The 10,309-nt window shown below is 65.8% G+C and carries 10 protein-coding genes; 1 reads left to right on the top strand and 9 read right to left on the bottom strand.

The features are described from left to right. Positions 1-119: 119 nt before the first annotated feature. From R3P95_RS24555 to R3P95_RS24515, 9 genes are all read right to left on the bottom strand, one after another. Positions 120-317 (bottom strand): hypothetical protein, encoded by a 198-nt coding sequence (locus R3P95_RS24555; RefSeq protein ID WP_317549767.1) that lies wholly within the window; start codon positions 315-317, stop codon positions 120-122. A 113-nt stretch (positions 318-430) separates the two neighbouring features. Then, positions 431-841 (bottom strand): DUF2752 domain-containing protein, encoded by a 411-nt coding sequence (locus tag R3P95_RS24550; protein ID WP_317549766.1) that lies wholly within the window; start codon positions 839-841, stop codon positions 431-433. 31 nt (positions 842-872) lie between these two features. Beyond that, positions 873-1,214 (bottom strand): cupredoxin domain-containing protein, encoded by a 342-nt coding sequence (locus tag R3P95_RS24545; RefSeq protein ID WP_269596638.1) that lies wholly within the window; start codon positions 1,212-1,214, stop codon positions 873-875. Next, entirely contained in the window at positions 1,211-2,212 is a 1,002-nt protein-coding gene (locus R3P95_RS24540) for a HEAT repeat domain-containing protein (RefSeq protein ID WP_317549765.1), read from the bottom strand. Before R3P95_RS24540 ends, R3P95_RS24545 begins: the two co-directional genes overlap by 4 nt. A gap of 9 nt (positions 2,213-2,221) precedes the next feature. Beyond that, complete coding sequence (locus tag R3P95_RS24535; RefSeq protein WP_317549771.1) at positions 2,222-2,848, bottom strand: HEAT repeat domain-containing protein; 627 nt, start codon at positions 2,846-2,848, stop codon at positions 2,222-2,224. Positions 2,849-2,882: 34 nt separating this feature from the next. Continuing rightward, complete coding sequence (locus R3P95_RS24530; RefSeq protein ID WP_317549764.1) at positions 2,883-4,940, bottom strand: FUSC family protein; 2,058 nt, start codon at positions 4,938-4,940, stop codon at positions 2,883-2,885. 22 nt (positions 4,941-4,962) lie between these two features. Further along, positions 4,963-6,255: a GAF domain-containing protein gene (locus R3P95_RS24525; protein ID WP_068053582.1), complete on the bottom strand. Its 1,293-nt coding sequence runs from the start codon at positions 6,253-6,255 to the stop codon at positions 4,963-4,965. A gap of 44 nt (positions 6,256-6,299) precedes the next feature. Then, on the bottom strand, positions 6,300-7,067 hold the full coding sequence (locus tag R3P95_RS24520; protein ID WP_317549763.1) for an acetoin reductase: 768 nt from the start codon (positions 7,065-7,067) through the stop codon (positions 6,300-6,302). Then, positions 7,064-8,122, bottom strand: a complete 1,059-nt coding sequence (locus R3P95_RS24515) for a 2,3-butanediol dehydrogenase (RefSeq protein ID WP_317549762.1) — start codon at positions 8,120-8,122, stop codon at positions 7,064-7,066. Before R3P95_RS24515 ends, R3P95_RS24520 begins: the two co-directional genes overlap by 4 nt. 229 nt (positions 8,123-8,351) lie before the next feature. On the opposite strand from R3P95_RS24515, the gene R3P95_RS24510 reads away from it, so the two are divergent. Next, positions 8,352-10,193, top strand: coding sequence for an NAD(P)/FAD-dependent oxidoreductase (locus R3P95_RS24510; RefSeq protein WP_317549761.1), 1,842 nt, complete (start codon positions 8,352-8,354; stop codon positions 10,191-10,193). Positions 10,194-10,309 lie beyond the last annotated feature (116 nt).

Raw genomic sequence — 10,309 nt, 5'->3', positions numbered from 1 at the left:
AAGACAGTCCATCGGACGTCGGTCACATTGTGAGTCAGGCCCCGGCCCACTGCAGATATCCAGTATCAACCGGACATCTCCATACTCACAGTCACATTGACTCCCCAGGGGGAGGGCGCTCAGGGCACCCAGTGTCTCGCGGCGATGTCGTCGATCACCGGATCCCCGTCCTGCGCAGCATCGAGTGCTTCGAGGTCGTCGCGCAGTGCGTTCAGTCGCGGGTCATCGCCCTCGGCTTGTTCGGCGGCCGTTCCACCGTCGTCTGCGAGTTGCGCGAGGAGTTTCGCGCGGACGCGATCCTTCAGTGTGTCGCTCATTCGTCGTCACCCTTCTTGAAGACGCGGCGGGCCGTGGGGATGAGCGCGATGAGTACGCCCAGCAGCACGATGATCGAGAAGATTTCCAGCAGCATGTCCAACTCCTAGTGATGTCAGGTCGGGGCGATCGCGGAGCCCCATGGGGTGTTGCGCACCACGGTGAACACGGTGAGAACGGCGATCAGGACGATCACCGTCGGGCGGTTGAATCGCGGGAGCTCGAGCGGGCGTCCGGTCCACCGAGCGCGCAGCCACAGCGCCCACACTGCGAGCGCGCCGACGGCAAGGACAACCGCAACCACATTGCTCGACGCGGCCGCCGCGATGTCTCCGCGGGTGAGGTCACCGAGAGCCCGGGTCGTGCCGCATCCAGGGCACCACAATCCGGTCAGCGCGTGAAACGGGCAGGGAAGGTACGCCGAAGTGCGAGGGTCACGAACGTGCAGCAGCACTGCCCCAACGACAGCCGCAGCGGCCACACCGAGGGGTGCGGCGATGCTGCGCGATCGGGTGGGTGCCGTCATGACTACCAGTCCATCACGGTTCCAGCATCCATCAAGGTTCAACGACGATCGTCGCCGTCATGTCCGGATGCGGGGTGCAGTGGTAGGTGAAGGTGCCCGCGGTATCGAAGGTGTGCGTGAACTGTCCGGTCTCCATCAATGCACTTCGGAACGAGTTGTCGTCGGCGACCACGTTGTGGGCCATGCCGCGGTCGGCGAACACCCAGGTGACGGTGTCCCCCACGGAGATCGTCAGCGACTTCGGCGAGTACATCCGATCGGCGACGGTCACCTGGTTCTCGGCAACGGGTTCGGCGGGTGCGGCCGGGGTGGTTGCGGTGGAGCAGGCAGTCAACATGATCATCGATGCCGCGAGCAGTCCGAATGCCTTCATGACTCCGACGGTACCGAAGGTGTTCGTTCCCTCCGGCCGAGGATGTACTGGGCCGTCAGTGCGATCGATCGCTCCGAATCCTGGGTCAGTTGCTGCAGTGCCTGCAACGCCGCCGAGCCCGGAATGCTCGCCAACGCCTGTGTCACTCGCTGTCGCACCACAGAGTCGTCGATGCCGTCCATCAACGCCGCCACGATCGAGTCGGCGGATCCCAGCACGCCAAGGGCATCAGCGGCATCCACGTCGTTCGTGCCGTCGTGCACCATCGCGATCAGTGTCGGAATGGCGTCGACGACGCCTCGAGTCGCCAGTTCCAGTGCAGCGACCCGCCGGACCTGCTCGTCGTCGTGGACCAGCGACTCGGTCAGTAGTTCGGTGGCATCGGGGTGAGATATCTCGACGACGGTATCCACGGCGCGGCGTCGTACCTCGGGGTCCGAAGAATTCAGGCCCTCCTGCAGCGGCCCGATCGCGTCCCCACCCGACTGAGCGAGGGCCCACCGCAGTGCGCCGGCCACGTTGGTTGCGGGCTCACGCAGCACCGCCTCGGCCAGGACGTCTGCCGGAATGGGTCGATCTCCGACGGAGGACAGCGCCGCCGTCTGCCGCTTCCCGGCACTGACCGACTGCAGATCACTCAGCAGCGCAACGGTGTCGAGTACGTCCTCCCAGTCCGCCGGCCGCGGGTCGCCGATGCGACGCAACCGCGTGAGCAACTCGGTATCCCGAGCGATGCGTTCCTCCGTTCGGGCGGCGAGCTCGTCGACGAGTCCCGAGGCCGCGAAGTTCGGGTCGTCGAGCGCTCGCCCGACATCGTGCAGAGACAACCCGAGCGAACGCAGAGACTCGACGTGGAACAGGCGCCGCACGTCATCCGGCGAGTACTCGCGGTAGCCGGTGCCGCTGCGCGACGTCGGTTGCACCACACCGAGCCTGTCGTAGTGCCGGAGCATGCGCGCACTGACCCCGGACCGCCGCGCCACTTCACCGATCAACATCGTCCTATCTCACCCCGCCGTGTCGACTACGCCAAGGGCATCGGCGCGTTTGGCCTCGAACACGGCGAACCCGGCATCCGGGTCCAGCAGCAGCGCCTCGGTTGCTCGCGCGTGAGCACGAACAGCAGCATCCTTGCTCGACGCGGCCTCCCGCAGCATCGGCTCGATCACCGACCCCAGTGCCACCAGAGCGCGGCTCAGACTTCGCTGGACGTCGTGCCCACCTCGGCCGAGTTGGGTGGACAGCATTGTCGCCAATGCTGATTCACTTCCTGCCGGCACCAGAACCACTGCGGCTCGCCATGCGCTTCGGGCCACTTCGTCGTCCGGATCAACAAGCACGGAAGAGGTGATCGCCTCCCACGCCGACTCGTCCTTGATTTTCGACAACGTGTGTAGCGCCTGGCTGCGTGCCTGCGCGCCGCCCGATCTCACCTCCTCGATCAACCGCGGAACCGTCGCCGACGCGGGAAGTCGAATCAGCGCCCACGTCAACATCTCTCGCACCTGAAAATCCGGTTCGACGGCGCTCCGCTGCACCAGCGCGTCGAGAAACTGCAGGTTCGGCGTGGTGCCGATATCGAGCGCGGCTCGAAGCCGAACCGAAGAAGCGTGGTGCCGAAGTAGTTCGTTCATGGCCGTCAGCCAAGACCTTGTCACGATGTGAGGGTCAACCCCGAGTCAACACATCGGCGAGTGTTCGGTTCATCGTGTTCAGTGCGCGCACCGCACCCCGCAGCGGACCGGGCGCGTTGGTGGAGGTGAGCAGCACATCCAATACCGTTGTCTCGGTGATCTTCTCCGGCGGCTCGACGTGATTTCCGGCAACGGCTGCCTCCACGTGACGCACAGTGTCGCGCACCAGGGCCGCCGCGTCGCGCAGTGCCTGGGCAGTCTCGGCCGTCGGAGCCGTTCCCGCGTCGGCGCGGGAGGCCAGCACACCCGCGCGGGCCAGAGCATGAGCCGATCGGCCGCTGACTGCCAGCACTCGCAACAGTCGTTTCGCGCCTCGCCTGCTGCGGGTCGTCGGCCCGAGCACCAGCGGCTTTCCGGCCGTCACTACATCCTTCAAGGCATTGTCGAGCGTGCGCGTCGACGCCACCAGGTCGGTCCCTTCGCCCGGAGCGATGACCGATTCCACGCTCGATTCGATCAACGTATCCAACTGCTCGAGATACGTATCGACCTTGTCCACCAACGTCTTTCGAGTACTCGTCGAGAAGATGAAGTAGGCGGAGACCATACCGACCACGCCGCCGACGGCGGTCTCGACGATCCGAAGCTCGAGCACCTCGATGCTGAAGGTGCCCAGTAGCCCGTAGAGCATCGCGAGCAGAATGGTGACGAAGAACGACAGCAGCGCATACGCCACCGTCACCAGATAGAACGCGAAGAAGACACAGACGACGATCAGCACCAACTGCAGGGGTTGATTGTTGCCCACCAGTGCGGCGATCACCACCCCGGCGAGCACACCCGCGATGGTCCCGAGGACGCGTTGGCCTGCGCGCGTGAGGATTTCGCCCCGCGTCGACGCCCCCGTGAACACCAGAAACGCCGTCAGTACGGCCCAGTACCAACGGTCGGGTGAGACCAGTTCGCCGAGTACGGTCGCCGCGCTGGTGGCGACGGCGACCTGGATGGCGGCCTTGGTGCTGGGGTCGAGTCCGCTCGGCGTGTCCTTCACCGCCGCCTCGGACGGCTCCACAGCGGCGGTCGCCGACACCGAGACGGCATTGGTGGTGATGTGATGAATAGCGATGTGCGCCTGCACAGCTCGCTGCGCCGAGACCGTAGCGATCCCCGCCAGGGTGGACGGGTCGGCGCGCTCGGCAGCCGTGGACGCCAACCGACGGGCCGCACGCAGCTGCTCCGCGGACGGTGTGTTCTGCAGAACCGACCCCAGTGCCGTTGTCGCCTGCCCCAGTGATGTCGGCCAGGGTTTCGCGGGATCCAGAGCCCACAGTGAGCTGACGAGCTGCTCGGTGGCGATCTGGGCGTCGAACACGCGGAGCGACAGATCGGTGCTCGTGACGCTGAGCAGTTGCCCGGCATCGTGTCGGTCGAGCCAGTCGTCGATCAGCAGCGCCGTGTTGCCGAGTCGGTCGAGTCTGCGGCGCACCAGGTTCAGGTCGCGGCTTTCCCCTGCCGACGCCGCCTCGAGCACCGACACCGAGACCGCCCGCTTGGCGAACAGCAACCGACGAACCTCCACGATCGGCCGATCCGGGAAGATGACCGCTCGCACGAACAGGGCGATCACCAAGCCGCCGAGGATCGCCGCGATGAGCATCGGCAGCTGTCCCGGGCTCGCGCGCAGGAACAGCGCAAAGAAGTACGAGATGAACGCGACCATCCCCAGTGCCGTGCCGCGGGGACCGAACCTGCGCACCCACACGGCCGCGAACAACACCACGATGAATCCGACGTCGGCCACCTTGCCGAGCTCGGAGAGCAGCGCCGCCAACGTCACTGCCGCCGATGCCGGCAGCGCCATCAGCGCGGTGGTGATCAACCGACTGTGCTGGTCCTTGTCCTTCACCGCCGCCGACGCCTGCATCGCCACGACGGTTCCGAGCATCGCCACTGTCACCGGCTGCCCGATGGCGCGCGTAATCAGCACCAGCGTCACCATCGCCAGCAGTACCGTCAGCGTCGTCGCCGACGCACCGCGCAGCCGTACCTGTCCCGGATCCGAGGCGTCGAGGATTCGGGCGAGGCGGTTCATTCCCCCGATTCTGCGCTACGGCTCAACCCCGTGCCGCCCGGATCGCCGGGGCCGACGAATGCGGCAGCAATCGGCTCATGTCCGATGGCATGACCAGTTCGACGGTCGCAGATTCGTCCAGTCGGTACGGCTGCGTGGAGATGATGCCGGCGAGGTGTTTGCGCAGCCGCGACATCTCGGCCCGCACGGTGATGGCACGTCCGTCGTCGCCGAACAGGTCGGCGGCCATTTGCGACGCGGTTCGCCCCTGCCGATGCGTGGCGAGAAGGTACAGAATTTCGGCGTGCCGGGGCGTCGGCTCGTGGGTCCACTCCCCCACCTCGCTGCGCACTTCGATGCGAGGTTTCTGCGAATTGCGTAGGTCGATGCGAATTCTCGTCGATCCGACATCGGCGACGCCGGAATCCATCGTGCTGGTGGGTCGGACGAGCCAGCCACCGGGCAGGGGCTCGAAGTCGCACACGCCGAGGGTCGGCAGCCAGAAGCGTCCGGTCGCCAGATCCTCGGGCAACAGGATGCGATTACGCAGCGCCACCGATTCGACAGCCGCGACCCAACCGTTCGCGTCCACCGCGAGGGCCGGGGACTGCAGGCGCGCGAGCATCGGTGCGGCCACCGAACGCAGTCGATCGAGGGTGCTCCGATGAAGTTCCCGCAGTTGAGATTCCGCCAACCGTGCGACGGCGTCGACGAGTGCGATGGTGGTGGGGTGGACCGTCTTCGCCGGGCCGCTGACGTCGATGGCTCCCAGCACCTGGCCGGTTCGCGGATCACGGATGGGCGCACCGGCGCACGTCCACGAATGGTGGCTGCGCACATAGTGTTCGGCCGAGAAGATCTGCACCGCGCGCCGGGAGACCAGCGCGGTGCCGATGGCATTGGTGCCCACCGAGTCCTCGGCCCAGTTGGCACCCTCCACGAAGCCGAGGTCGTCGGCGCGGTCGAGTACCGCCGTCGATCCGCTGCGCCACAGCACCCGGCCGTGCCGATCGGCGACGACGAGGATGTTGTCGCCGTCCTGCACCACCGATTCCAGGCCGCGGGCCAAATCGTCGAGGATGTCGAACAGCCCCGATTCCCGACGGCTCAGCTCGAGATCGGAGACGTCCATCTGCGTCTCGGCGGGGTTGCCCAGTTCCGGGTCGATGCCCAGGGTCTGCAACCGTCGCCACGAGTCCCCGATGACCTCGCGGGGACGTGCAGGCGACTTGCCGCCGGTCATGGTCGCGTCGTACACGGCAGTGAGAATCTGCGCGTAGCGGCGCGGGTCTTCGCCGGCCGCCAGCGCAGGTTCAGGACCTGTCGACTGCGTCATCACAGTCAATTGTGCTCCAGCTCACAGATCGACATGAACGGGGGTTACCGATAGACCAGACCGCCGTCGATCAACGGTGCCTGGCCGGTCATGTAGTCCGAGTCGGGCCCGGCGAGATACGAGACGAACGCCGCGACATCCTCGGGGGTCTGCGCACGACCCAGGGCGATGCCGCCGACGAATTTGTCGTAGGTCTCGCCTTCCGCTGCGCCCGTCAGCTCGGCGAAACGCTTGTCGATGGTGACCCACATATCGGTGCCCACCACGCCGGGGCAGTACGCGTTGACGGTGATCCCCTCGGCCGCGTATTCCTTCGCTGCGGCCTGGGTCAGGGCGCGAACGGCGAATTTCGTTGCGCTGTAGACCCCGAGCATCGCGAACCCGTCGTGACCGGCGATCGACGATGCGTTGACGATCTTGCCCTTCTGGCCGAGAGCCTTGAATTTCGCTGCGGCAGCTTGAATTCCCCACAGCACACCGTCGACATTGACGGCCCAGATCTTCTTCGTGTCCTCGGGGCGAACATCGTCGAGCGGGGCAACCTGCGCGATGCCCGCGTTGTTGACGATGACGTCGAACCCGCCGAGCGCCTCGTGCGTGTGTTCTACGGCGGCGAACACCTGGTCGCGGTCGCTGACGTCGGCCACGAATGTCGTTGCTTTCGAGCCGGTTTCACGCACTTCATCGGCGACGCCGGCGATCTTGTCCTCGGCCAGGTCCACCAGGGCGATGTCGTGTCCGTCGTTCGCCAACCGCAACGCGATGGCCCGGCCGATGCCCTGACCGGCACCGGTCACCAACACCGCGCTCATGACGCTGCTCCGGTGGATGGGTCTACGAGGACCTTCATCTTGGTGCCCGCGTGCAGCGCCTCGAAGCCGTCGTCGATGACTCCGTCGAGCGTGATCTTGTCCACCCAGCCCGTCGTGTCGTAGTGGCCCTGGCTCATCAGATCGATGACGGCCTCGTAGTCGGCGGAGGTGTAGCAGAGCGACCCCTGAATCCGGGATTCGTTCATCACCAACTTCTGCAGCGGTGTGGTCAGGGGCTTTTCGTAGATCGCGACGCTCACCAGTGGCTTTCGCGCACCGATGCATCCGAGCGCTGTCTCGACGGCAGGTTGCACGCCTGCCGCGTCGTAGATCGCATCGGCTCCGTTGCCGTCGGTGAGATCGGCGATGAAGGCGGGGACGTCGACAGCCGTCGGGTCCAGGGTCTTCGCGCCCAGGGCTTCGATCGATGCTCGACGCGTCGGCGATGGTTCGACGACGTACACGTTCTCGACGCCCTTGCCGCGCAGCGCGAACCACAGTCCGATGCCGATGGGACCGGCCCCGAACACCATCGCGGTGTCGTCGGGCTTCGGATCCCCCAGTGTCGCAGCGTGATAGGCGACCGACATCGGCTCGACGAGCGCACCGAGTTCGAGGGAGACGTTGTCGGGCAAGGCATGAATCATGTCTGTGGGCACCACGGTGTACTCGGCCATTCCGCCGTCGGACATAAGTCCGTGGAAGCCGATCTGCGCGCAGATGTTGTAGTTCCCCGCGCGGCACGGTCCGCAGTGCCCGCAGCGGTAGAGCGGCTCGATGGCGACGCGGTCCCCCACGTTGATGCCGGTGACACCCTTGCCGAGTTCGGTGACGGTGCCCGAGAACTCGTGGCCCAGCACCAGCGGCATCTCCTGACCGGTCAGCGGATGCGGCGAGGTGGGGATGAAGATGGGGCCGGCGTAGTACTCGTGCAAGTCGGTTCCGCAGATTCCGTTGAACCCGACTTGGATCTTGACCTGCCCTTCACCTGGATTCGGCTCGGGTACGTCGGTGATCTCCACCTTGTTGGGGCCGTAGTACACAGCTGCGCGCATCGCTTCACTCCTGATCGTCGGATGCACTCATGTCTATGTGACGCCGACCACTTCGGACAGGGTTGCAGCGCGTTGCAGTCACTGCCCTCGAAATCGGGTGCATTCGACCGCGCTGAGCGCGGTCAGCTGCACCGGATTCGCACTGCAACCCCCTGCAACTCTCGACCACCCACCCCTGAAGGAGTGTGCTGGGTCACACAGAAGGTCCCGCACACCGCTAGGAGTTTTGATGACCCAGACCATCGAGCCGGTCGACAGCGCCCGCACCCACACCCCGCAGGAACGGGTCGACGCCTGGCTGTCGGAGTTCGAGGAGGCACTGGTCGCGCGCGACATTCCTCGCGTTGCCGGCATGTTCGCCGTCAGCAGCTTCTGGCGCGATCTCGTCACCTTCACCTGGAATCTGAAGACGGTGGAGGGACGCGACGGCGTGTCCGACATGCTCTCCGAGCGGCTCGACGACACCGATCCGACGGGTTTCCACACCACCGAGACTCCCGACGAGGCAGACGGCGTCGTCTCGGCGTGGATCGAGTTCGAGACCGCGACCAGCCGCGGCAAGGGTCACCTGCGGCTGACCGTCGACGCCGATACCGGCCAGGACGTCGCGTGGACGCTGCTGACCACGATGCAGGAGCTCAAGGGGCACGAGGAGCGTCAGGGAAAGTCCCGCATCAAGGGCGCGGTGCACGGCTCGAATGCCGATACCCAGAACTGGGCGGAGAGGAAGGAGATCGAGGAGAAGGAACTCGGCTACAGCGTGCAGCCGTACGCCCTCGTCGTCGGCGGAGGCCAGGGCGGTATCGCTCTCGGCGCTCGGTTCCGTCAGCTCGGTGTGCCTGCGATCGTCGTCGACCGTGCCGAGCGCCCCGGCGACCAGTGGCGCGGCCGCTACAAGTCCCTGTGTCTGCACGACCCGGTCTGGTACGACCACCTGCCGTACCTGCCGTTCCCGCCGAACTGGCCGGTGTTCGCGCCGAAGGACAAGATCGGCGACTGGCTCGAGATGTACACCAAGGTCATGGAGGTCCCCTACTGGACCAAGACCACTGCCAAGTCCGCTACCTACGACGAGGTGGCGAAGGAGTGGACGGTCGTCGTGGACCGCGACGGCGAGGAAGTGATTCTCAAGCCCAAGCAGCTGGTGATGGCCACCGGAATGTCCGGCAAGAAGAACGTGCCGAACTTCCCCGGCATGGACGAGTTCGAGGGCGAGCAGCACCATTCCAGCGAACACCCCGGCCCCGACGCGTATGTCGGCAAGCGCGTCGTGGTGGTCGGTTCCAACAACTCCGCGCACGACATCTGCAAGGCGCTGTACGAGACGGGCGTCGATGTGACGATGCTGCAGCGTTCGTCCACGCACATCGTCAAGTCCGATTCGCTGTGCGAGATCGCGCTGGGAGATCTGTACTCCGAGCGGGCCGTCGAGTCCGGAATGACCACAGGCAAGGCCGATCTCACGTTCGCGTCGTTGCCGTACCGGATCATGCACGAGTTCCAGATTCCGGTGTATCAGCAGATCGCGGAGCAGGACAAGGACTTCTACGATCGGCTCGAGAAGGCCGGCTTCCAGCTCGATTTCGGCGACGACGGGTCCGGGCTGTTCATGAAGTACCTGCGCCGCGGCTCGGGCTACTACATCGATGTCGGCGCGTCCGAGCTGGTCGCGGACGGCAAGATCAAACTCGTTGCCGGGCAGGTGGATCGGATCAGCAAGACCGGCGTCGTGCTCGACGACGGCACCGAACTGCCTGCCGATCTGATCGTCTACGCCACCGGCTACGGCTCGATGAACGGCTGGGTGGCAGACCTCATCGATCAGGAGACCGCGGACAAGGTCGGCAAATGCTGGGGCCTCGGCTCGGACACCACCAAGGATCCCGGTCCATGGGAGGGCGAGCAGCGCAACATGTGGAAGCCGACGCAGCAGGAGAACTTCTGGTTCCACGGCGGCAATCTGCACCAGTCACGCCACTACTCGCTCTACCTCGCGCTGCAGATCAAGGCGCGCTACGAGGGCATCGACACCCCGGTCTACGGACTGCAGGAAGTGCATCACCTGCGGTGATGCAGTGGTGGGGGGGGGGGGGGGGGGGGGGGGGGGGGCGCGGGCGCCCGCCCGCCGGGCCGGCCGCCCCGCAGCCATGGGGGCTTGCGTGGGGTTTGTAGAGGTGGGCCGGCCGG

It is taken from the genome of Rhodococcus cercidiphylli, assembly GCF_033042225.1.
In the GTDB taxonomy this organism is placed as follows: domain Bacteria; phylum Actinomycetota; class Actinomycetes; order Mycobacteriales; family Mycobacteriaceae; genus Rhodococcoides.
Note: the sequence above shows the minus strand (reverse complement) of the source record. Positions and strands in the feature narration are given on the sequence as shown.